Genomic DNA, 20,272 nt, shown 5'->3' on the forward strand with positions numbered 1-20,272 from the left:
GCCGATGGTTGCCACTTTCTCGGCGTCACGCACGTGGCGCGCCGCCCTCCTCGAGCGCGAGCAAGAAACGCTTTTTCTCGATCCCGCCGCTAAAGCCGCCAAGGCTGCCGTTGGATTTTATGACCCTGTGGCACGGGACCACGATCGGGAGGGGATTTGTGCCGCAAGCCGTGCCCACTGCGCGCACCGCTTTAGGGTTGCCGGCACGCTCTGCGACCCACTTGTAGCTTTGCCGCTCGCCGAAGCCAATCTGTTCAATTGCCTCATGCACCGCGCGGCGAAACCCCTGGGAAAGGGAGCGGTCGAGCGGGAAGCTGAAGGTCCGACGGTTGCCGTCGAGAAAATCGAGGATCTGATCCTTAGCCGCGCTAAGCACCTCGTGGGGCTCGAATGCGGGTGCCTGAACTGAGGCGTGCGCGGCTTTGCGTAGCTGTGCTTCGGTAAGGGCCTTCATGGCCTCGAGGTCGTCACTTTCGAAGGCGATGCGCACGAGCCCGCGTGACGTTGCCGCGAAGAGAAGTGTGCCTATGGGCGAAGGGGTTTCGACGAATTCGAGCGAGAGGGGGTCGGCGCAGTGTGTGGGCATGACCGCTTCTTTCCGTGGCTCGAGGGCGGGGTTGGCGCAAAGGCGCAACCTCGATTGTGGCACGCGCGCCTTGGAACCCTTTTATGGGCGCAAGCGCGCACACAATGTGACGTGAGGCATATGTAGAAATCTGTGGAATAAGCTCGCCAGCAGAAGAGTTGAGTCTAGTGAACTCAAGTTGAGTGATACGTCGATTGACAACCCAACTTTGGGGAGCGTTGACTAATCGCGTTCTTGAGCACAGCCAAGTTGATAGCGGTGCGGCCACCACAGGAATCCACCGGCCGCACACGCGGAAGGAGAACACTTATGTCACAGGCAGTAGGAATCGACCTCGGCACCACCAACTCTGTTGTCGCCGTTCTCGAAGGTGGCGAACCCACCGTTATCGCGAACGCCGAAGGCGCTCGCACAACCCCCTCGGTTGTGGCCTTCTCGAAGTCCGGCGAAGTCCTCGTCGGTGAAGTCGCTAAGCGCCAGGCCGCGACCAACGTTGACCGTACGTACTCGTCTGTCAAGCGCCACATGGGCACCGACTGGACGACCGAAGTTGACGACAAGAAATACACCCCGCAGGAGATCTCGGCCCGAACCCTCGGCAAGCTCAAGCGTGATGCTGAGTCCTACCTCGGCCAGACCGTGACCGACGCGGTCATCACCGTTCCCGCCTACTTCAACGACGCGGAACGCCAGGCCACGAAGGACGCCGGCCAGATCGCGGGCCTCAACGTCCTGCGCATCATCAACGAGCCCACCGCCGCCGCACTCGCGTACGGTCTCGAAAAGGGCAAGGACGACGAGCGCATCCTCGTGTTCGACCTCGGTGGCGGCACGTTCGACGTCTCCCTCCTCGAGATCTCGAAGGATGAGGACGGCTCGGCCATTCAGGTCGTGGCGACCGCGGGTGACAATCGCCTCGGTGGCGACGACTGGGACCAGCGCGTCGTCGACTATCTCGTGAGCCAGGTCAAGAACAAGGACGGCGTGGACCTCTCGAAGGATCGCATCGCACTGCACCGCCTCAAGGAAGCCGCTGAGCAGGCCAAGAAGGAGCTCTCGAGCTCGACCTCGACCAACATTTCGCTCCAGTACCTCTCGATGAGTGAAAACGGCCCGATCCACCTCGACGAGAAGCTCACGCGCTCCCACTTCGAGGAGCTCACGAGCGACCTGCTCGAGCGCACGAAGGCACCGTTCCACCAGGTCATCAAAGACGCCGACGTTTCGGTTTCCGACATCGACCACGTGATCCTCGTGGGTGGCTCGACCCGTATGCCGGCCGTGACCGAGGTTGTCACCTCGCTCACCGGCAAGGAGCCCAACAAGGGTGTCAACCCCGACGAGGTCGTGGCTTACGGCGCCGCGCTCCAGGCCGCAGTGATCAAGGGCGACCGCAAGGACGTGCTTCTCATGGACGTCACGCCGCTCTCGCTCGGCATTGAAACCAAGGGCGGGCTCATGACGAAGCTCATCGAGCGCAACTCGGCGATCCCGACCAAGACCTCCGAGGTCTTCTCGACCGCTGACGACAACCAGCCCTCGGTCGCGATCCAGGTCTACCAGGGTGAGCGCCAGTTCACGCGCGACAACAAGCTGCTCGGCACCTTCGAGCTCTCCGGAATTGCACCGGCCCCCGCCGGCATGCCTCAGATCGAGGTGACCTTCGACATCGACTCCAACGGCATCGTGAACGTGTCCGCGAAGGACCGCGGCACCGGCAACGAGCAGTCGATCCAGATCACGGGTGGCTCGGGTCTCTCCGACGAAGAGATCGACCGCATGGTGAAGGACGCCGAGGCACACGCCGCCGAGGACGCCGAGCGCCGCAAGAACGCTGACGCTCGCAACACCCTCGAGCAGCTCACCTACCAGGGCGACAAGCTCCTCAAGGACAACGGCGACAAGATCCAGGACGCCGACAAGACCGCAGCTGAAGACGCGATCAAGGAGGCCAAGGAAACCCTCGCCAAGGAAGATGCCTCGACGAGCGACCTCGAAGCCGCACGCGAAGCACTGAGCGAGAAGCTCCAGGCTGTCGGCACCGCGATCTACTCGGCCGCTCAGGCCGAGCAGGCAGGTAACGCCGAAGGCGCGGATTCGGCCGACGCTGCCTCGGGCGAAGACGACGACGTTGTCGACGCCGAGATCGTTGACGATGAGGACGACAAGTGAGCGAGAACGACAAACCGTTCACGTTCACCGATAAGCGCACGTCCACGAAAGGCGAGGAGCCAGACATGAACGAGCAGCCAACCGACGGCGCGCCGGAGGAAACTCCTGCGCCCGACGCGGCGGGCGCGAACAGCACTGAAACGCCCGAGAGCGCCGAGGTCGACGATCTCTCCGCCGAGGCCGGAGCCCTCTACGAGAGTGCTGTCGCCGAGACCGAAGCCCTCAAAGCGAAAGTGAACGAGCTCGAAGAGCAGCTCAAGCGCGACCAGGCCGAATACGTGAACTCGCGCAGGCGCATCGAACAGAGCGCCGTCGTGGGTCAGCAGCAGGCCGTCGCAAAGGTCCTCACATCGCTGCTTAGCGTCCTCGACGACATCGAGCTCGCTCGGCAGCACGGGGATATCGCCGAGGGCACGCCGTTTGCCTCGATCACGAGCAAACTCGAGGAAGCACTCGGTGCGCACGGTCTCGTTCGCTACGGCGAGGTCGGCGAAGAGTTCGACCCCGAAAAGCACGAGGCACTCATGCACTCAAGCAGCGGTGATGTCGAGGCGACGAGCCTTGAGGTCATCATGCAGCCGGGCTACATGATGGGGGAACGTGTCCTGCGCCCGGCGCGCGTGGGCACGGTCGGCCCCAACTAAGGCAGGGCAAACGTCGGCCCCTCCCGACACGTGACAGTGGAACGGGGCGGGCCGACGCCACCAGCACACCGCGAGGCGGCGGGCACACGCACCGCCGCCTCGCTCCATAGATTCAAACTTTTGACGAGGAGACACCATGAGCCAGCAGGAATGGCTGAGCAAGGACTTTTATAAGATCCTCGGCGTCTCCCAGGACGCCTCCGCAGCAGAAATCAAGAAGGCCTATCGCAAGAAGGCGAAGGAGCTGCATCCGGACAGGCATCCCGGGGATGCCGCGGCGGAAGAACGCTTCAAGGAAGTGGGCGAGGCCTACTCGATCCTGAGCGACGCGGAGCAGCGCAAGCAGTACGACGCGATCCGCGCGATGGGCGCGGGCAGTGCGCGCTTCGCCTCGGGCCCCGGTGGTGCAGCCGGCGGCGGATTTGAGGACCTCTTCGGTGCCTTTACCGGCGGTGGTTTCGGTGGTGGCGCGGGCGGCGTCAACATCGAAGACCTCATGGGAATGTTTGGCGGAGGCGGCTTCGGCGGGGGTCAGGGCCGTGCAGGCTTCTCGCCGAACGGCGGCTTTGGGCGCCAAGCACCTCAAAAAGGCGCCGACGTGAGCGCAAGCGTTAAGCTCAGCTTCCGCGACGCAGTGCTCGGAACCGAGGTGTCGTTTAGCGCGGGCGGTCGGAACATCACTACCCGTATTCCCGCGGGCGTTCACGACGGACAGAAGATTCGGCTCAGGGGCAAAGGGCAAGCGTCGGCGAACGGTGGCGCCCCCGGAGACCTCATGCTGACCGCGAAGGTTGCACCCCACCCGCTTTACACCATGGACGGGATTAACCTGCGGGTAAACGTCCCTGTCACCGCCGCCGAAGCCGCGTTCGGCACGACCATAAGCGTGCCCCTTATCGATGGCTCAAACGTGAAGCTCAAGGTGCCCGCCGGCACTCCATCCGGGCGCACCCTGCGTGCCAAAGGGAAGGGCGTACGGGCCAAGAAGGGCACGGGTGATCTGCTCGTGACGCTTACGATTGCGCTTCCCGATACGCTCAGTGAAACCGCCGAGCGCGCCCTTCGCGACTTCGCCGAGGCGACGAGCGAGTTCGACCCCCGGGCGGATTTTGCGGAGAACGCCACCCGGTAGCACCACGACCGACGGCCACGAGAAGGAGGAGACATGGCACCGTCACGTTTCGATGAGCACGCGGGAGTCTTCGTCATCTCGGTCGCGGCCGAGCTTACGGGGATGCACCCGCAAACCCTACGCACCTACGATCGGCTTGGGATTGTGTCGCCGCAGCGTACGAGCGGGCGCGGGCGACGCTACAGCGCATGGAACATCGCGCAGTTGAGGCAAGTCCAAGCCCTCTCGCAAGAGGAAGGCATCAACCTCGCGGGTATCAAGCGCATCTTTGAGCTTCAAAACGAAGTGGAGCGGCTGCGCGCGCAACTCGACGAACTGACCGAGGAACGCGACGCACAGCGCAAGCGCGACACGAGGATCTTCGCGACCTCGCAAACCGGTGAAGTCGAAGCGATGCGCCGCGGTCAGCGGCCGCGTCGCCGCCAAGCGGGTGCGCTTGTCGTGTGGAGACCCGAAGGTCCGCGCTAACGCGTGAGCTGGCTCCGGTAGAACTCGCGCCACTGCTCGGCGACCGACGCCCTCGAATAGCGGGCGGCGCCTTCGCGCGCGGCCTGCTGGGCTTTCGCGTAAACGGTGGGGGAGTCCTTCAGCCTCGTGAGGGCCTCGACGAACCCGTCGATCTCGCCGCGCCCGGCCTGAACGCGCGTCGCGTGATCGAACAGCACGCCTTCGTAGTACACGAGGTCCCGAACCACGATGGGGGTGTCGGTTGCCATGGCTTCGAGAATCGTCATGGGAAAGAGCTCCTCGTAGCTTGGCAGGAAAAATGCATCCGCGGCGTTGAAGCACTCATTCATCTCCTCGCGCGGCACAAGTCCAATGAGCTTGACGTTCGCGGGGAGATTCTCTTTTGCCTTTTTGATTTGTTCGTAGCCGCTCGTGATGCGACCGAAAGAAAAATCCCCGGCCCACACGAAGAGCACCTCAGGCATTGCGCGTGCAACGTCGAGAAGATCAAAGAATCCCTTGCGGGTTTGCAGCTGGCCTGCGCACATGACCACGAAGCGAGTGTCGTCTGCGCCCCAGGCCCGTCGTCGTTGGGCGATGCTCTCGTTTCTCTCGAGAGGATGGAACTGTTCCTCCGAGACGAAATTCGGGATAAAAGTAATGCGGGACGGATCGAATCCGTATGTGCTTTCGAGCGCTGTGATGAACCAGGGATTGACCGTGACGAGCGTATCCGTAGCGCGGTAGAAGTTCAGCATGTAGCGGTAGAACGCCCAGCGCGCCGGCTTCGGCATCGCGATCGAATCATCGACGGTCTCCGGAATAAAGTGCACGTGGGCGAGCGTCGCCCCACGCCGCTTGGCGAGGGGGATCGCAGCGCGATACTCCGGATTGATGGAATGGAAATGGTTGATGTCGCCGAAGCTTCCGAGGCGGGCTCGCGGGTTGATGTCGAATTCGTCGCCGAGCTCTGCGCTGATGAGTGCAACCTGCTCAAGATAGGCGCTTCCCACCCCCTGGCCCGCGACGGAGTCGGCTTTTGAAAATGCGTGAATGCGTGGTTTCGCCATGTACGTGCCCTCTTACCAGGGGAGGAGATTGGTCACGAGCGCGCTAATGCCGAGCCCGTATGCCACGAGGGTGGGGATCTTACCCAGGAGGATGATCCACGTGTACGTCGAGAACTTCATTTTCGTCGTGCCCGCGAGGTAGCAGAGGAGGTCATCCGGGGCGATGGGCAGCACGATCGCAGCTGCGAATAATGTCGTGAAACCGGATTTTCGCGTCCACCCGAGGTACTTTTCGATCGTCTTCTCGCTAAACATTGCCTCGATGAGAGCCATGCCCACCTGGCGCGCCACAATAAAATTGGTGAGCGAGCCGGCGCACACCGCGAGCCAGTTATAGATTGTGCCCTCGATCGGCCCGAACAGGATCGGAGCAGCGATCACGAGGAGACCGGCAGGGATGATGGGAAACATCACCGAGGCGAAGCTCGCTGCCATAAAACCTATCGGTCCCCAGATCCCGAGCGAGTCGATGTACGCCTGAAGAGAATCGAGGGACTCGAGCGTGCCGGTCTTGATACCCCACGCAACGAGGCCGATCGAGAACGCGAGCCCTACGAACGGCATGACCTTGACCGCGATCTGAATGGCCTTCTTGTGGGCGGTGACGCGTTCGGCGGTGTGCTCACCGAAGCGCGACTGATGGTGCTCTTTCGCACTCATCCCCTCACGCGGTTCGATCGCGGGAGCGATATTGGTGCGTGAACGTTCCGTAGGAGTGAACGGAAGTTTCTCGGCCCCCGGGAACGCTGGCGAGGAGTCTTCGGTCGGTGCGGTCGTGGTGTCCTCGTGTGCACTCATGCGGCCAGGCGCTCTTCTCCATTGGTCGTGGGGTGAGGCGTCTTTGTAACGCTCTCGCGGTGGGTGGAAATCTTCAGGCTCAGCGGGCTGCGGCGGCGCCCGGTTCCGACGCTTGCGAGCACCTTTTCGTAGACCTCTTTGGCGGATCGTCCAAAAGCTTCCGCCGAGAAAACTGTGGCGGCGCGCTTGGCGGCGCAGGCTGCCATGCGGGCACGCAGCGCATCGTCTTCGAGGATGTCGGCAAGGCGCGCGGCGAACTGGGTCGAGTCCCCGTAGGTGTAACCAGTTTTACCTTCGAGGATCACGCCGTCGAGCGAGTCATCCTTGCGGCACAGGAGCGGGACTCCACATGCCATGGCCTCGATGAACGTGAGGCCCTGGGTTTCGCTGAGCGAGGCAGAAACAAAGAGATCTGCCATGCGGTAGTAGTCGGCGACTTCCTCGGGAGCGCGGAAACCCGCGAAACGCACCATATCCCTGATCCCGAGGTGGTCGACGAGGTCCTCGAGTTCGTTACGTGACGGGCCGTCACCGACCAGCACGAAAACGGTTTCGGCGGGGCGGGCCTTTGCAAGGTGGCGCAGCACGTCGTCGACGCTCTTTTCTTTCGCAAGACGGCACACCGACAGGAGAACTTTCGTGCCTTCAGCGATACCAAGCTCGCGGCGAATCTCGCGGCTGCGCTCGAGGTCCTCGTTCGTCTCAGCGGCGTGGAAACGCGAGAGATCGAGACCCGTGGGGATCACGGCGATGGGCTGTGTGACGCCGTAGCCGCGAAGAAGCCTCTCGACCTTTGCCGTCGGCGTGATCACCGCACTGACCTGCTCGCAAAACTTCTTCGAGAAGGCCGTGATCATCTTCTTGCCCATGGTTTTCGTGGGCGCGTAGTAGTGGGTGTAATCCTCGTAAATCGTGTGATAGGTGTGCACGATCGGGATGTCGAGCGCCTTGGCGATCGTTCTGGCCCATAGGAAGGTCGAGAACTCGCACTGCGAATGAATAACATCCGGGTGCCACTGCTCGATCTCCCGGCGGATCTTCCGGTTGGGGAGCACAGAAATGCGGGCGTGATCGTAAAACATGGAAGCGTTGAGCGATGCGAGGCGATACACGCCATCGCGCGACGACGACCGTAGGGACTCTGCGAGAGTCAGCACTCGTACGTCGCACCCGAGCATCTCGAGTTGCTTTTTGAGCGTGAGAACGCTCGTCACGACCCCGTTGACAACCGGCTCGTACCAGTCGGTTGTAATGAGGACCTTGAGGGGTGCTCGTTCACTTCTGTGCATCATCATGTCTCCATCGTGAGTCGCGGAGGCCTGTGGACGCATCGGTCTGGAGGATCGACTCAATCATCCTCGAGACTGATATTGCTCGAGCCACGGGGCTGAGGCCCCGCCGGCAAGCGAGGCCCGCAAACCCGCAGGCGGGCGCATGGCCACAACGCTTCGCACCTCGAGACTATGTGCCCTGTGTTTCGGGGCGGTGAACGCCATCCCGGAGTTTTCCCGGAATTGCGTGCGGGGAGAAAAGCCTCAGTTGCGCGAAGTCACGCGCGCGGGAACGCAACTGAGGGCTTGAGGCTCGATATAGTCGCGGCTATGGTGCACACGGAAAATTCGCCGGAAGCGGCGGCCGCGCTCGATATACAACCGGTCATCGTCGGGGGTGACATCGGCGCATACTCACTCGCGCGAGCCTTTCACGAGGCGTACGGGGTCAAGTCGATCGTTGTGAGCGCGAAACTTGGATGGCAGATCGCGAGGAGCGCGATTATCGACAACGTGCTGTGCGAGGATCCCATGGACCCTGGCGTGCTCGCACCGTCGCTCACAGCAATTGCCGAGAAAATCGGGGCTGAGCGGCCGAACGCTCAGGTCATCCTTTTGGGTTCCGCCGATGCCACGGTCAAATCCATCATCCGTGTCCGCGATGAGCTGGGAGCAATGGATCCCGCGTGGATCGTGCCGTACGTGGGCCTCGAGGCGTTCGAGGCCGGCACCGAGAAGAACAACTTCACGCGCCTGTGCGAAAAGCTCGGTGTTGACCACCCCGAAACGGTGATCGTCGACCTCGCAGCGGGGGTGCCTGAATCATTCGACCTCCCCTTTAACTACCCCGTAATCGCGAAACCAGCCGACGTTTCGGCATGGAAGCGAACGAGTTTTGTTGGGAAATCCAAGGTCCACACGGTAGCGAACGAACAGGATCTTCGTTCACTCTTTGCCAAGATCCACGGGGCCGGCTACCGCAAGGCGATCATCGTTCAGGACCTCATTCCCGGCGACGATCAAAACATGCGCATCCTCACCGCCTATTGCGACCGTAACTCCCGTATCCGATTTGCCTCGTGGGGGCGGACGCTGCTCGAGGAGCACACTCCCGGCGCCATTGGTAATCCCGCAGCGATCGTTTCGGGCGTCAATCGCGAAGCCGTGGCACAGGCCCAAAAAATTGTGAGTGAACTCGGTTGGACCGGCTACGCGAACTTCGACCTCAAGTATGATCCGCGAACGGGCCGAACCGTGTTCTTTGAGCTTAACCCCCGACTTGGCCGATCGAACTACTACATCACCGCAGCCGGCCACAACCCCGTCACCTACTACGTCAACGAGCACATCCTCGATGCCCTCGGAGAGACGGGGGAGATTGTTCAGGACCAGCCAGAAACGCTCTACACCGTGGTGCCGGTGGCCCTCGTCAAGCACTACACCCGCGATCCCGAATCGCGCGCGATCCTCAAGCGCGTACTCAAAGCGAGGCGCGTCAAGAATCCGCTCAACTATCGCGGAGTCGAAAAAGATCCGAAACGCTGGTTTTACTACTACGCGGCTCTCGTGAACTACGTGAAAAAATTCCGCACTCACTACAAGCCCGATACCGCGGACGTACAGGCCTCTGGGGAGAAGTGATGACGGTGTGGCAGACCCCTTTCGTAGGGGTACTTGGAGGGGTAGGCCCCGGGGCAACGGCCGTGTTCATGGACGTCCTTGTGCGAGCGACCGCTGCTCGAACGGACCAGGACCACATCGATTGCATCGTAATGCAGCACGCGAGTACCCCCGATCGTACGCGCCATATCCTCGACGCAGCGCATGCGGAGGACCCGGGCCCTGTGCTTGCCCACGATGCGGCGTTTTTGGAGAATGCGGGAGCGTCGTTTCTTGTGCTGCCCTGCAATACCGCCCATCACTACGCCGAAGCGATCGATTCCACTGCGCAGGTGGACCTGCTGTCCATCGTCGAGGTCACCGTGCGAGCCGCCGCCAAACGTCTTCGTGAGCGCCGAGCAGAGGATTCGCCGGTTGCGATCTTTGCGACTGAAGGCAATATTCACGCAAACGTTTACCAGGATGCGCTAGCGCGCGCGGGCCTCGCGTCGATGGTTCCCGACCGGGACGTTCAAGAGGTCGTGAACTCTCTCATCTACGACCAGGTCAAAGCCGGCCGCCCCGTCGACCTCCCGGCCCTTTCGGGCATCATCGACGCAATGGAGGCAGCTGGTGCCGGTGCGGTGATCTTTGGATGTACCGAACTGAGTTTGATCTTCGACAAGGAATCGATGTCAGGCGACAGGCGCATTGTTGACTCGCTGCGTGAGCTCGCGAAGGCGACGGTCAAGAAGACAGGCAAGCGGCTCACTCCCGCCTTTGCTCATTAGAGTTTTTCCTTTTCTGTGACATTCACAGCAGAGAGGTGCATACTGGTAATGCAACAGGGTTGCCACTAGCGCAACGCGAGATAGATCCTCGTGACGTGATAGCCCCGGCGCCCTTGAGCACAGCAGCCGGGCTCCGGCCGCGCCGATCGCACGATGCTCAACGCAGCGCATTCGCGCGATCGCACATACGCAGCGCTGCGTACCGATCCGCGAGACTTCGCGTGAATTAAGGAGAACTCCATGACTGAGAAACCCGCTACCTCCGTATCCGAACTCGAAGCCCTCAAGACCATCCAGAATGGCGAAAAGCAGAAGCTCACCTTCTCCGACGCTGAAATGGAACGCCGCATCAGCGGTCTTCGGGACATCATGGCCGCAAAGGACCTCGACGCTGTTGTGCTCACGAGTTTCCACGGCATCAAGTACTACTCCGACTTTCTCTTCACGTACTTCGGTCGGCACTACGCCTTCGTCGTGACGCAGGAGAGCACGTGCACGATCTCCGCCAATATCGATGCGGGCATGCCGTGGCGCACGAGCTACGGTGACAACATCGTGTATACCGACTGGAACCGCGATAACTACTACGAAGGCATCCGCGAGGCCCTCCGTCGCGCGGGCGTGAGTGCAAAGCGCGTGGGCCTCGAGGACGATTCGCTGCCCACCCTCCTGCGCGGGCGCCTCGAAAATGCCCTCAATGGTGCGGAGCTTGTGGATATTTCGCTCGAATCAATGCGCCAGCGCATGTTTAAGAGCGCCGAAGAGATTGAGGTCATCAAGCATGGTGCGCGCATCGCCGACCTCGGCGGTGAGGCGATCCGCGAGGCCATTCGCCCCGGTGTGACCGAGTATGAGGTCGCTCTTGCGGGCACCGAGGCGATGGTGCATGAAATCGCGAAGACTTTCCCGCATCGCGAGGTGCGTGACACGTGGGTGTGGTTCCAGTCGGGCATCAACACTGACGGCGCGCACAACTGGCCGACCACGCGCAAGCTTGAGGCGGGCGACATTCTCTCGCTCAACTGCTTCCCGATGACCTCGGGCTACTACACGGCCCTTGAACGCACTCTCTTCGTGGGAGAGCCGAGCCCCGAAGCACGCCGATACTGGGACATCAACGTGGAGGTTCACGAGGCGGGCCTCGAGCTCATCAAACCAGGTGCGGTGTGCAAGGACATCGCCGCTGAGCTGAACAAGATTTACGTGGGCTACGGCCTCTTGCCGAAGCGCACCTTTGGCTACGGCCACTCGTTCGGTGTGCTCTCGCATTATTACGGCCGTGAGGCAGGACTTGAGCTGCGCGAAGACATCGATACCGTGATCGAACCCGGCATGGTTGTGTCGATGGAGCCGATGATCACGATTCCCGAGGGCGAGCCCGGCGCCGGTGGCTACCGTGAGCACGACATTCTCGTGGTCGGCGAAGATGGCGTAGAGAACATTACGAAGTTCCCGTACGGCCCGGAGAAGAACATCATCCCGGCCTGAAGTCTCGCATCTTAAGCTAACACGCGGTGCGGCCACCGCATCGTGGCCGCGCCGCGTACGCTTTTTCGTTAGTTGCGCCCGATTCGATTCATCCCGCCCCATTTCCAGGAGCCAACCGTGGACATCGACCCGACTATTCTCGACACCGCCGTATCCCCACGTCCCGAACGCGACCTCGCTTTTACCGCAGCCCCCGACTATGCCTCGTGGTGTCGAGGGCGCTCCGTCGTGCTCATCCCCGTTGGCGCTCTCGAGCAGCACGGCCCCCACATGCCACTCGGTACCGACGCACTTCTCTCGCACGCCGTGGCACGCGGAGCGTGCGATCTCGTCAACGCCAAGGCGCATGGTGACGTTGACCCGGTAAAAGTCGCGCAGCCGTTCGTATACGGCTATAAATCGCAGCAAAAGTCCGGCGGGGGTAATCACCTCCCCGGCACAATTAGCCTCGATGCCGAGACTCTCACGAGCTACGCACGTGACATCACGCGCGGTTTTTTCGCGCAGGGGGTAAGCAGCGTGGTGTTCGTCAACGGACACTATGAGAACTATCAATTCCTCTACGAAGGCGTGGATCTTGCCCTTCGGGACCTCGGGATCGTGCAGGGCTCCGAGCGCAGCGCGCTCTTACTTAGCTATTGGGACTATGTAGATGACGCGACGCTCGCGAAGGTCTATCCCGACGGCTTCCCGGGATGGGACATCGAGCACGGGGGTGTTCTCGAAACTGCTCTTATGATGCGCCTTTACCCGAGTCTCGTGAATGAATCCCTGATGATCGATCACCCCGCAGCTGATCTTCCTCGCTTCGACCGTCTCCCCGTCGTACCGGGGCGTACGCCCGAAACGGGCTGCCTCTCGTCACCGCGAGGGGCCAGCCGCGAAAAAGGGGAGTGGCTCTTTTGTGCAGCGGCCTCTGCTATCGCTGCTGACCTCCTCCAAGAACTGAACCTCACCTAAGCGCTTACAAGCGTCCGCCCTCAACGAAGGATAGAACTATGCCCCGACCGAGAACGCCCGAACCGGATCAGGCTGGGCCAGAGCATTCGCTCGAGGAGCCGAGCACTCAGACCACGGAGGTGCAGCTTCCTCGCTTCCGCGGTTCGATCATTCCACCTATCGATTCGCTCATCATTAAGGCGCTTCCACCGATCCTTATCGTGTGCGTTGTCATTGCGGTCGTCGTCAACCCCGACGGAACCGCGAACGTGATCGATGGCCTTCGCACACAGATCACGGCGGGGTGGACCTGGTATTTCGTCGCCTACTCGGTGCTCGCGGTCGCCCTGTGCGTGTGGTTGACGTTTTCGAAGCTCGGCAAGGTGCGCCTCGGAGGTCCGAAAGCAAAGCCCGAGCACTCGGCTTTCGCGTGGTATTCGATGCTCTTCGCCTGCGGGCAGGGCATTGGCCTCATTTTCTGGTCACTCGCGCAGCCGATCATGATGAAGGAAGATGCGGCGATCCTCCCGATCACGGGGAACCCGGGCGAGGGCGGAATCGTGTGGACATACTTCCACTGGGGCTTTACGGCGTGGGCGATCTATGGCGGTATCGCTGCGTGCCTTGCCTACTCGCACCACAACCTCGGCAAAACCCTCACCTTCAGGGAGGCGACCGTCGACATCCTTCCTAAGAAGGCGCAGCGCCCCGCCGGCGTGGTCATCGAGATGCTTGCGATCATCGCGACCGTTCTCGGTCTTGCAACGAGCTTCTCGTTTGCCGCCATTCAGTTCTCTTCGGGTCTAAGCTCGCTCACGAGTCTGGAAAGCGGCAATACGGTGTGGCTCATCGTGATCGCTGTGTTCGCTGTTCTTGCAGCATTCTCCGCCTTCATGGGTGTGGATAAAGGAATGAAACGCATTTCCGAGCTCAACACGATTCTTTCGGTCGTTCTCGTGCTCGGTGTGCTTCTTTTCGGACCCACCGTCTATATCCTCTCGAACCTTGTGCAAACCTCGGGAAGTTTCATCAGCAACTTCCTTTCTATGAGCTTCTTTACGGCGCCCGAACTCACGATGACCCCGATCGATTCGTGGCAGGACAGCTGGAACGGCTGGTGGACCGTGTTCATCTGGTGCTGGGTGATTGCATTCAGCCCCTTCGTTGCCGGCTTCATTGCGCGCATTTCGCGTGGCCGCACGATCCGCGAGTTCGTCGTCGGGGTGACGATCGTGCCGTCGATTATCGTCATGGTCTGGGTGGGCATCATCGCCTCGGCCGGGATGTTCTACGACGAGAAGAGCGGCGGTGCTGTCACCGAAGCGGTCGGGATCGATAATGCTGCGGGCCTCTTTGAAATGCTTGGCATGATCCCCTTCATCGGTACGATCCTCATTATCGTGGCGACCGTCCTCGTGGGCACCTACTACGTGACCTCTCTTGATTCAGGCACGTACGCGCTCGCGGAGTTCGTGAATGCGCCGAAGAAGGCGAGCAGCGCGTTCAGGGTCGTGCTTGTTGTCTCGATCGCCGTTGTCGCGATTGTGCTCCTTTCGCTCGGCTCCGACTCGGTTGTGGACACCGTGCAGACCGGAACGATCATCGGTGCGTTCCCATTCTCGTTCGTGGTGCTGCTCATGATCATCAACCTTTTCAGGCGTTTGCGGCACCGCGACCGCGAGACCCGCTTGCTCGAGCGTGAGGTCAACGACCCCGAGGTTCGCCCCGAGGACTTCACGGTTGATGAGCACGGCCTTCCGCTTCCGCCGGAGGAGATTCCCGCCAACATCCCGAGGCTTCCCGAGAAGGAATAACGCTCGCCACACGATGGGCGAGAGGGCCCCGCTCGATACGGGGCACTTCTCGTGGCGATTAACATGGAACCGTCATGACGAAAGCGACCACGAATACCGCACCTCAAGCACCGCGCTCGAACTCCACCATTTCGACCGTCGCTGCGATCCTTCGATGCTTCACTGTCGACGAGCCCGAATGCGGCGTCACCGAAATTGCGGAGGCCGTCGGACTTCACAAGTCGAGCGTGTCACGAACCCTGCGCACCCTCGAGGCTGAACGCATGGTTGCGCAAAACCCTGAGACGAAAAAATACCGGCTGAACTGGGGGCTTTTGTCGATCGTTGGCCCGCTCCTGTCGCACTTGGATCTGCGCTCGCTCGCGTACCCCACCATGAAAGAACTCGCTGAACAGACCCGCGAGACTGTGTCGCTGTGCGTATTCGACGGGGTAGAGGCGATCGTGGTCGAGCAGGTGCAGGGCACCGAAATGATCCGCCACGTCACCCCGATCGGCACGCGCTACCTGTCGCTCGCCCACGCAACCGTGCGAGTCTTCCACGCATGGGGCGGGGGAGAGCCCGGCCTGAAAGTCGAGGGAGTTGACGAAGTTCAGCCGGCGGTACTCGGCTGGAGCAAAGAGTCCTACGATCAGCATTGCGCCGAGATTCGCGAGCGCCTCTACGCGGTCAACAATCGCGATTCGAACGCAGACGAGGTCGGTATCGCAAGCCCTATCTTCGATCACCGCGGAGGGATCGTGGGGGCGCTTCTCCTCGCCGCACCTGCGTTCCGGACCTCGGAGGAAAGAATCGACACTCTCTGCCCAGCTGTGCGCGAAGCCGCGGAAACAGTGGGGCGCAGCATGGGGTTTACGCCCGAGAACTTTCGTTAAAAAGGCGGGCGCCGGGCCCGGTGGGTTCCGGGTCCGACGCCTGCCGGTTTTGCGTCGGTCGCCTACAGGCGGGCGGTGCTTACTTCTTGATCCACACCGTTGAGTTCGCGGCGAGGATGGTCTTCGCGTCTGGAACGGAGGCGAACACGACGTCGGCTCCTTCGGGAAGGGCGTGATCCTGATCGGTCGTATTGACGAGCACCGTGATGGGACCCGAGGTGAGCGAGAGGATGCCCTCACCGAGGGAATCGTTGATCGTGACGTCTGTGCCTTTGCCGAGCTCGAGCTCGCGGCGAAGGCGCAGGGCCGTGCGGTACATCTCGAGCGTCGAATCGGGCTTTCCAGCCTGCTGGTCTGCGGCGAGTTCGCCAAAGATCTCGGGCTGGGGGAGCCACGCCTCGCCCGTCGGGGAGTAGCCGTAGGCGGGAGCATTCTTTTCCCAGGGGAGCGGCACGCGGCAGCCGTCGCGGCCCGGAACACCTGCGCGCTTGTGGGCAGGGTCTTCGCGAAGCTCGTCGGGGATGTCCGCGACCTCGGGAAGACCAAACTCTTCACCCTGGTAGATGTACGCCGATCCGGGCAGGGCCAGCATGAGGGCCGTGGCGGCGCGTGCGCGGCGCACGCCAAGCTCAAAGTCGGGGTTTTCCTCGCGTGAGAGGCCCTCGCCGAAGCGGTAGCCGTGATCGAAGCCGTAGCGGGTCGCGTGGCGGATCGTATCGTGGTTGGACAGCACCCACGTCGTGGGGGCACCAACTTCATTCGCGAAGGTCAGCGGCTCCATGATCGCCGACGTGAGGGTCTCGACGCTCCAACCGGCCTGCAGGAACCCGAAGTTGAAGATCTGATGCATTTCGTCGGGGCGCACGTAGAGGTGCTGGCGGTTCTTAGGAACCCAAGCCTCGGCGACCATCATGCGATCGCCGTCGTACTCGTTCATGACCCTGCGCCACTCGCGGTAGATCTCGTGCACGCCGTCCTGATCGAAATACACGGGGATGTCGTCGTCATCGCCCGTATCGAGCATCGCGGTTTCCTTGGCCTCTGGCGCATCGGGAAGCCCCTCGGGCTTCACCATGCCATGCGCGACGTCCACGCGGAAGCCGTCGGCCCCGCGATCCATCCAGAAACGCAAAACGCCCTCGAATAGTTCGTGAACCTTGGGGTTCTCCCAGTTCCAATCGGGCTGAGAGGTATCGAAAATGTGGAGGTACCACTGGCCCGGCTGACCGTCGGCTTCCGTGACGCGAGTCCAGGCGCTGCCGTGGAAAATCGACTGCCAGTTGTTCGGCGGAAGTTCGCCGTTTTCGCCCTTGCCGTCGCGGAACATGTACATATCGCGTTCAGGCGAGCCGGGCTTTGCCGCAAGGGCCTTCTGGAACAGCTCGTGCTGATCGCTCGAGTGGTTCGGAACGATGTCGACGATCACCTTGATGCCGAGCTCGTGTGCGCGGGCGATCAGGTCGTCGGCGTCGCTGATCGAGCCGAAACGTGGATCAACGTCGGTGTAGTTCGAGACGTCGTAGCCGCCGTCCTTTTGCGGGGACGTGTAGAACGGGGAGAGCCACAGCGCATCGACGCCCAGGTCCTTGAGGTAGTCGAGCTTGGCGGTGATGCCGGGCAAGTCGCCCATGCCGTCACCGTTTGCGTCAGCGAACGAGCGCGGATACACCTGATAAACAACGGCGTCGCGCCACCATTCGTTGGCCATGTGGAAATCCTCCTTGGGTTGTACAGGGTGCCCACGAGGTGCGGGCGGGAACAGTTGGGGGGCGGCTCAGCGGCCGCGAGTAGGTGCGGCCGTGAGGGATCGCAAGGGCACGAGGGCGAAGCCCGCGCGTTCGGCGCGCAGGGTCAGTGTGTGTTCCGACGGCTGCTCGCCACGTGTGGAGCCCGCGGTCTCGAGAGTGAGGCCCGGGGAGCACACCGCGGCGCGGTCGTGCCCGCTGGCGGAAGCAAGTACGAGCGATTCGGGAAGGACGATCTCGTCGTGCGCCGCCCGCGCAAGATGGACGAGAACCGGCTCTTGTTCATCGGTGCGTATGAAGGTCAGAGAGTCACGCCCAGCGTGTAGCCAGCGCATGCCGCCGCTTCGCAGGGCTCGAAACGCGTGACGTGCCGCAAAAACTCGCTTCGTCAGCTCTCGCCAACGCTGCGCCTTGTCGGGGAGAGCACCGGCATCGATAGCCCCCCACGGCATCGGGGTGCGTGAGTGCTCGCCGTTGTTACCTTCGAGTGCGAGCTCGTCCCCGGCGAAAAGGGTGGGGATACCCGGCAACCCCACGAGCGCGCCCAGAGCAGCCGCGTGGCGATCCGGGTCGGCGAACACGGTGCGGCTGCGTGCCGTGTCGTGCGAGCACAGTTGGTTTTGTGAATGAAGGCGAGCCTCGTAGGTGAGCTGAGCGTTGTAGTCGCGCAGACTTGCAAGAACTGCACGTGTGGGAAGCTGCGGTACACGCATGGGAAGGCCGAGCCACATCACCGAGGAATGCTGCGGGCTCAGCCACGCCCACAGCGGCTTCGTGAAGCCGGTGTAGTTCATCGCGCCATCCCAGCCGTCACCGGCAAGGTCGGCTGAGGCATCGTGGAAATGCTCGGCGACAAGCCATGTGTCCTCTCGCATTGCCTCGCGTATTTCGCGGGCAACCTCGTGCGTGAGATCCTGCGCGCCGTGGCGACCCGTCATGTTCGCAACGTCGATGCGCCAGCCGTCCACGTTAAACGGGGGCTCGAGGTAGCGGCGAACGATCGAATTCTCGCTCGCGTACATACGCTCGCGAAGCGCGGCGCTCTCGTAATCGAGCTTCGGGAGCGAATCGATGCCGAGCCAGCCGTCGTAGCGGTCGGGGTGCTCGGTGAAAAAGTAGAAGCCTGCTTCTTCACTCGTCGCGTCAGCCTGCGCTCGTGCGAACCACTCGTGGGTATTGCCCGTGTGGTTTGTCGTGAGGTCCATGACGATCTTCATGCCGCGCGCATGAGCGGCCCGGGTGAGCGAAACCAGGGCCTCGTTGCCGCCCAGTAGAGGATCGACGAACTCGAACGTCGAGGCGTCATAGCGATGCGCCGAACCTGCCGGGAAAACCGGGCACATGTACACGACACTGACGCCAAGATCCTGCAGGTAGCCAAGCCTCTCTTCGAGGCCTTTGAGGTCGCCCCCGTAGATCTGACGACCGTTGCGCTCGCCGTTCTCTTCGCACGGCTCATCCCACTGCATCGGAAGCGCCCACTCGGGAAGCTCGTGCACGGGAAGTTCCCCGCTCGAGACCGAACGTGCGAAACGGTCCGGGAACACCTGGTACACGATCGCGCCTTCAAGCCACTTAGGGGCCTTCGAGCCGCTCGCGAGATACGTAAAATCGTGGGCGTCGGAGATATCGTGATCGGCGATTCCCGCGGCCGTAACCCACTCGTACACCGAGTTGCCATCTTCGCGCCCCGTCACGAGGAAGCGATACCTCGTCACCGGATTGCGCGCGAGGAGTTCAGCCTCGAACCAATGCCCGGCACCGTCGGCATCGCCCCGTGTACACGTGACGAACCTGGGCTCCCCATCCATCAACTGGCGCAAGACAACCGTCGGATCCTGCACCGAATCGGGAACCCACACGCGAAGTGGAACGGACGCGTCGAGCCCCGCGGCCCGGGAGGGAACCCCAACGCGCGAGCTGTCGTGGAAAGGTTCGCGCGCCAAAAGCACGGCCGAGTCCTCGTCGTACGACCTCACGCAGCGATCAGCCCTTCACTGCGCCGGCGGTCGAGCCACCCACGATGTACTTCTGGAGGAACTGGTACAGCGCGATCACCGGAACCATCGTCATGACCGCACCGGCCGCAAAAATGCCGAGGTTATTCGAGCGATCGCCCTGGAGCATGCCGTAGAGCCCCACCGCGAGAGTCTTCTTGCTGTCATCCGTGAGGAAGATCGAGCCGAGGAGGAAGTCGCTCATGACACCCACGAGGGACAGCACGAACGTTGTGGCGAGAATCGGCGTGAGGGTCGGCACGAGAATGCGCCAGAACACCTGCCAGTGGCTCGCACCATCAATGATTGCGGCTTCGTCGAGTTCCTTCGGAACAGTGTCGAAGAAGCCCTTGATGAGCCACACCTGGCCGAGTGAACCGCCGAGCATCACGATGATGTAGCCCGGAAGCGAGTTGAGACCGAAGAACGGAATCGCCTGACCGAGATCCGCAATCATCGTGTACACCGCGATCATCGAGAGGATCGCCGGGAACATCATGACGAGCAGGAGCGCGAGGAGACCTCCGCGGCGGCCCTTGAACCGCATTCGGCTGAAGGCATAGCTCGCAAGCAGCGACAGGAAGATCTGCGTGAACGAGACGACCGCGCAGACGATGACCGTATTCAGGGCCCACTGCAAGAAGTTTCCGCGTGCACCGCTCAGGAGGGTTTCGAAATGCACGAGGCTGAACTGCGTCGGGATCACCGAGGTCGAGCTGACCGTGCCGAGCGGGTTGAGCGACGCAGAGATCACGTAGAGGATCGGGATCGCCGCGAAAATCATCGCGGCAATACCCACGAGGTGACGCCACCCGATTTCGGCGCACCATCGGCCGAAGGGCATCTTGTTGGAACGCTCGAAGCCTTGAGGATTGTTCTTAGACATTGTTTTCTCCTACCTCGC

17 protein-coding genes are annotated in these 20,272 nt (G+C 61.8%); 10 read left to right on the forward strand and 7 right to left on the reverse strand.

Features of this window, described 5'->3' with window-relative positions:
* Nucleotides 1-25: 25 nt before the first annotated feature.
* Complete coding sequence (locus tag FXY94_RS06705) at nt 26-586, reverse strand: methylated-DNA--[protein]-cysteine S-methyltransferase (protein ID WP_016664270.1); 561 nt, start codon at nt 584-586, stop codon at nt 26-28.
* Between the two features lie 309 nt (nt 587-895).
* Between FXY94_RS06705 and dnaK the strand changes: the two genes are divergently transcribed.
* The 4 genes from dnaK to FXY94_RS06725 all read left to right on the forward strand — a co-directional run bounded on the left by dnaK (nt 896) and on the right by FXY94_RS06725 (nt 5,002).
* The gene (gene dnaK / locus FXY94_RS06710) at nt 896-2,758 is read left to right on the forward strand and encodes a molecular chaperone DnaK (protein WP_016664271.1); all 1,863 of its coding nucleotides are present in this window, start codon (nt 896-898) and stop codon (nt 2,756-2,758) included.
* The gene (locus FXY94_RS06715; protein ID WP_016664272.1) at nt 2,755-3,402 is read left to right on the forward strand and encodes a nucleotide exchange factor GrpE; all 648 of its coding nucleotides are present in this window, start codon (nt 2,755-2,757) and stop codon (nt 3,400-3,402) included. The genes dnaK and FXY94_RS06715 overlap by 4 nt, the downstream gene beginning before the upstream one ends.
* A gap of 136 nt (nt 3,403-3,538) precedes the next feature.
* A complete protein-coding gene (locus tag FXY94_RS06720; RefSeq protein ID WP_016664273.1) occupies nt 3,539-4,534 on the forward strand; it encodes a DnaJ C-terminal domain-containing protein in 996 nt (331 codons plus the stop codon).
* Between the two features lie 33 nt (nt 4,535-4,567).
* Nucleotides 4,568-5,002, forward strand: coding sequence for a heat shock protein transcriptional repressor HspR (locus tag FXY94_RS06725; RefSeq protein ID WP_016664274.1), 435 nt, complete (start codon nt 4,568-4,570; stop codon nt 5,000-5,002).
* Here the strand turns inward: FXY94_RS06725 and FXY94_RS06730 are convergent.
* Genes FXY94_RS06730 through FXY94_RS06740 form a run of 3 tightly spaced genes read right to left on the reverse strand, consistent with a single transcriptional unit; the run spans nt 4,999 to nt 8,144 of the window.
* Nucleotides 4,999-6,051 carry a glycosyltransferase family 4 protein gene (locus tag FXY94_RS06730; RefSeq protein WP_016664275.1) on the reverse strand — a complete coding sequence of 351 codons (1,053 nt, stop codon included), beginning with the start codon at nt 6,049-6,051 and terminating at the stop codon, nt 4,999-5,001. The genes FXY94_RS06725 and FXY94_RS06730 overlap by 4 nt on opposite strands.
* Nucleotides 6,052-6,063: 12 nt before the next feature.
* Complete coding sequence (locus FXY94_RS06735) at nt 6,064-6,849, reverse strand: TVP38/TMEM64 family protein (protein ID WP_016664276.1); 786 nt, start codon at nt 6,847-6,849, stop codon at nt 6,064-6,066.
* Nucleotides 6,846-8,144 carry a glycosyltransferase family 4 protein gene (locus FXY94_RS06740; RefSeq protein WP_147594903.1) on the reverse strand — a complete coding sequence of 433 codons (1,299 nt, stop codon included), beginning with the start codon at nt 8,142-8,144 and terminating at the stop codon, nt 6,846-6,848. Before FXY94_RS06740 ends, FXY94_RS06735 begins: the two co-directional genes overlap by 4 nt.
* 306 nt (nt 8,145-8,450) lie before the next feature.
* On the opposite strand from FXY94_RS06740, the gene FXY94_RS06745 reads away from it, so the two are divergent.
* The 6 genes from FXY94_RS06745 (at nt 8,451) to FXY94_RS06770 (ending at nt 15,626) form a co-directional block, all read left to right on the forward strand.
* Complete coding sequence (locus FXY94_RS06745; RefSeq protein ID WP_016664278.1) at nt 8,451-9,761, forward strand: carboxylate--amine ligase; 1,311 nt, start codon at nt 8,451-8,453, stop codon at nt 9,759-9,761.
* Complete coding sequence (gene cuyB, locus FXY94_RS06750; protein WP_016664279.1) at nt 9,761-10,510, forward strand: cysteate racemase; 750 nt, start codon at nt 9,761-9,763, stop codon at nt 10,508-10,510. Before FXY94_RS06745 ends, cuyB begins: the two co-directional genes overlap by 1 nt.
* 240 nt (nt 10,511-10,750) lie before the next feature.
* Entirely contained in the window at nt 10,751-11,998 is a 1,248-nt protein-coding gene (locus FXY94_RS06755; RefSeq protein WP_016664280.1) for an aminopeptidase P family protein, read from the forward strand.
* Nucleotides 11,999-12,115: 117 nt separating this feature from the next.
* Nucleotides 12,116-12,958 carry a creatininase gene (locus FXY94_RS06760; protein ID WP_016664281.1) on the forward strand — a complete coding sequence of 281 codons (843 nt, stop codon included), beginning with the start codon at nt 12,116-12,118 and terminating at the stop codon, nt 12,956-12,958.
* Between the two features lie 38 nt (nt 12,959-12,996).
* Nucleotides 12,997-14,751 carry a BCCT family transporter gene (locus FXY94_RS06765; protein WP_016664282.1) on the forward strand — a complete coding sequence of 585 codons (1,755 nt, stop codon included), beginning with the start codon at nt 12,997-12,999 and terminating at the stop codon, nt 14,749-14,751.
* A 74-nt stretch (nt 14,752-14,825) separates the two neighbouring features.
* A complete protein-coding gene (locus tag FXY94_RS06770; RefSeq protein ID WP_016664283.1) occupies nt 14,826-15,626 on the forward strand; it encodes an IclR family transcriptional regulator in 801 nt (266 codons plus the stop codon).
* Nucleotides 15,627-15,705: 79 nt separating this feature from the next.
* Here FXY94_RS06770 and FXY94_RS06775 read toward each other — a convergent pair whose 3' ends face one another.
* The 3 genes from FXY94_RS06775 to FXY94_RS06785 all read right to left on the reverse strand — a co-directional run bounded on the left by FXY94_RS06775 (nt 15,706) and on the right by FXY94_RS06785 (nt 20,254).
* Nucleotides 15,706-17,334, reverse strand: a complete 1,629-nt coding sequence (locus FXY94_RS06775; protein ID WP_016664284.1) for a glycoside hydrolase family 13 protein — start codon at nt 17,332-17,334, stop codon at nt 15,706-15,708.
* A gap of 66 nt (nt 17,335-17,400) precedes the next feature.
* Nucleotides 17,401-19,350 (reverse strand): alpha-amylase family glycosyl hydrolase, encoded by a 1,950-nt coding sequence (locus FXY94_RS06780; RefSeq protein WP_147594904.1) that lies wholly within the window; start codon nt 19,348-19,350, stop codon nt 17,401-17,403.
* Between the two features lie 7 nt (nt 19,351-19,357).
* A complete protein-coding gene (locus tag FXY94_RS06785; protein ID WP_016664286.1) occupies nt 19,358-20,254 on the reverse strand; it encodes a sugar ABC transporter permease in 897 nt (298 codons plus the stop codon).
* Nucleotides 20,255-20,272 lie beyond the last annotated feature (18 nt).

Origin of the sequence: Dermabacter jinjuensis, assembly GCF_902381725.1 — a bacterium.
In the GTDB taxonomy this organism is placed as follows: domain Bacteria; phylum Actinomycetota; class Actinomycetes; order Actinomycetales; family Dermabacteraceae; genus Dermabacter; species Dermabacter hominis.

What these genes read in the sequence shown, in the direction of transcription:
- FXY94_RS06765 (WP_016664282.1), top strand. Translation starts at nt 12,997, where the DNA reads ATGCCCCGACCGAGAACGCCCGAACCGGATCAGGCTGGGCCAGAGCAT.
- FXY94_RS06720 (WP_016664273.1), top strand. Translation starts at nt 3,539, where the DNA reads ATGAGCCAGCAGGAATGGCTGAGCAAGGACTTTTATAAGATCCTCGGC.
- FXY94_RS06785 (WP_016664286.1), bottom strand. Translation starts at nt 20,254, where the DNA reads ATGTCTAAGAACAATCCTCAAGGCTTCGAGCGTTCCAACAAGATGCCC.
- FXY94_RS06740 (WP_147594903.1), bottom strand. Translation starts at nt 8,144, where the DNA reads ATGATGATGCACAGAAGTGAACGAGCACCCCTCAAGGTCCTCATTACA.
- dnaK (WP_016664271.1), top strand. Translation starts at nt 896, where the DNA reads ATGTCACAGGCAGTAGGAATCGACCTCGGCACCACCAACTCTGTTGTC.
- FXY94_RS06755 (WP_016664280.1), top strand. Translation starts at nt 10,751, where the DNA reads ATGACTGAGAAACCCGCTACCTCCGTATCCGAACTCGAAGCCCTCAAG.
- FXY94_RS06735 (WP_016664276.1), bottom strand. Translation starts at nt 6,849, where the DNA reads ATGAGTGCACACGAGGACACCACGACCGCACCGACCGAAGACTCCTCG.
- FXY94_RS06725 (WP_016664274.1), top strand. Translation starts at nt 4,568, where the DNA reads ATGGCACCGTCACGTTTCGATGAGCACGCGGGAGTCTTCGTCATCTCG.
- FXY94_RS06730 (WP_016664275.1), bottom strand. Translation starts at nt 6,051, where the DNA reads ATGGCGAAACCACGCATTCACGCATTTTCAAAAGCCGACTCCGTCGCG.
- FXY94_RS06775 (WP_016664284.1), bottom strand. Translation starts at nt 17,334, where the DNA reads ATGGCCAACGAATGGTGGCGCGACGCCGTTGTTTATCAGGTGTATCCG.
- FXY94_RS06705 (WP_016664270.1), bottom strand. Translation starts at nt 586, where the DNA reads ATGCCCACACACTGCGCCGACCCCCTCTCGCTCGAATTCGTCGAAACC.
- FXY94_RS06745 (WP_016664278.1), top strand. Translation starts at nt 8,451, where the DNA reads ATGGTGCACACGGAAAATTCGCCGGAAGCGGCGGCCGCGCTCGATATA.
- cuyB (WP_016664279.1), top strand. Translation starts at nt 9,761, where the DNA reads ATGACGGTGTGGCAGACCCCTTTCGTAGGGGTACTTGGAGGGGTAGGC.
- FXY94_RS06770 (WP_016664283.1), top strand. Translation starts at nt 14,826, where the DNA reads ATGACGAAAGCGACCACGAATACCGCACCTCAAGCACCGCGCTCGAAC.